Below are 1,799 nucleotides of genomic sequence, written 5' to 3' on the forward strand. Positions count from 1 at the left end.
ATGCGTCGTGTTTTCAAGCCTGCACGGATTTCTTCTTTTTCCGCTGAGATATCCTTGTTTGGATCAATCATTTCAAGGGGTGGTGCAAAGCTTTCACATTGAAGCCATGGCAAGGAATTTTCTTCCCACCCTGGCAAATTGACGCATCCAGAAAGCACTGCCATTTCAACAAAACGCTCCCAAACAATGCGGTTAAACTGAAAGGCAATGATATGTTCACGCCATTGTTTGACGTGCCGTCTAAACTGAATGATGGAGGTACGCACATTTGAAAAATTCCCCCGCGTAACGTCTCCAGTCACAACGGCATAAGGCATATTAAGTGCTGCACAAATTTTCAAGATATTGCGAAATTGAAAAGCCTCATAAGAGCCACCAACCTCAACAGGGGTTGAAAATGTAATTTGTTTTTCGCCATCGACCACGTTAACTGAGCCAGGGTAAATTGGATGCTCTTCAGGTACCTCTTCAATCTTCTTTTCTACCTTCTGTTCAATTTTCGTTTTTTCACGATTGTCCTCTAACTCTGCCTCATGAGATTCCTTCCCTGTAATAAACACTGCAAAAAGAGCCGCTGTTTTTTTTCGTTCAAGCTCTGCATCATCATAGGATTCGAGTTGAAAGATCTTTGTCATAGCGCGCGTTATTTTGGGAGAACCGCGCAATTGTCCGGCAATACGGCGCTCTTTGATATGAATGACCATTTCAGCGGGGACTCGCACGCGCTCTTGGCTCTCAAATGCACTGTTTGCAGGGCAATCATCATAGGGGTGATGTTCCCAGAAATGATAAGCAACGCGCTTACCACTGGCATTAAATTCAATCCCCATACGAATGTAATTGCCTTCAATCTCAGCCGGTCCATTGTAGGAAAGGTCCAACATTTCAGTGGGATAAACTTGCAACTGAAGAGGAACACCAGAGCGCCCGTAGAGATCAACATAATGCAATCTTACAAAGCATTCTCCGGTTAAAAAGACCTCTCGTGCAATGGTTGCTTGCAGTCCATAAAAATTGGCATCTTCATCATAGTCCGCTTCATCAACCCATTGCCACCATAAGTTTAAAAGCTTTTTCTTTTCTTCTTGAAAGCCTTCAATACGAGGATAAGGTTTAATCCCATCACTGACAGCCGCAGAGACCCATTCTTCTGTTGCAGACCCATAAAGAGATTCATTATCATAAAGCCATCTTGAACGGGCAACAATGGTATCACCGCATTCTTCAATTGCTTTATTGATATGTTTTTTTGCGGGGTCAAAACCACCCATGCGACGGCTTTTACTTGCAGCTTCAAAATGGGGATTGTGTTGACGAGAAATTTTAAAAAAGCCTGTGAGTTTATTGAAAAAACCAGCCATTAATAGCCTCGTGATATATTAAAATAGAAAACGCGTGAACGCTTGCGCCCTTCAAGGTCCGCTATTTGTGTATTGATCATCTCAAGCGCTCTGCGCAGTTCCTCAACAGAGCGGTTGCTGACTTGCTTATCACCATGGCGCACCGATTGCGCACCCGAATAAAGAGCTTCTTCAATTTGCTCACGCCGCCTTTTTAAACTTTCCAGTCTCGAAAATTTGCTGTTAATTGGTTCTAAAGTTTCACCCACAAATTACCTCCAATCCCCTTGCATATAAGGATTCATCATTGTTCTGAATGGCTTCTTTTGAGGCTGTGCTATCTGAGATCTTCTTGGAGCAGGAGAGGGGGCATGTCTTGGTATTGGCTGCTCTAAAGAGCCTTCAATTTTAAGTTTTTCCAGACGCTCTTCTAAGATATCGACTTCTCGATTAAGGTTT

Annotated in this window: 3 protein-coding genes; all 3 read right to left on the bottom strand. The window is 43.2% G+C overall.

The genetic code is table 11. The annotated features are described in order from the left end of the window. Positions 1-1,361: phage portal protein (locus ACFIKR_RS09200; protein WP_375659631.1), on the bottom strand; the 1,361-nt coding region annotated here is incomplete at its 3' end. Beyond that, complete coding sequence (locus ACFIKR_RS09205; RefSeq protein ID WP_375659632.1) at positions 1,361-1,609, bottom strand: phage head-tail joining protein; 249 nt, start codon at positions 1,607-1,609, stop codon at positions 1,361-1,363. The genes ACFIKR_RS09200 and ACFIKR_RS09205, both read right to left, overlap by 1 nt. Positions 1,610-1,612: 3 nt before the next feature. Next, the coding region (locus tag ACFIKR_RS09210) for a hypothetical protein (protein ID WP_375659633.1) at positions 1,613-1,799 on the bottom strand (187 nt) is incomplete at its 5' end.

Source organism: Bartonella sp. MR30HLJHH (assembly GCF_042194195.1).
GTDB lineage: Bacteria > Pseudomonadota > Alphaproteobacteria > Rhizobiales > Rhizobiaceae > Bartonella > Bartonella grahamii.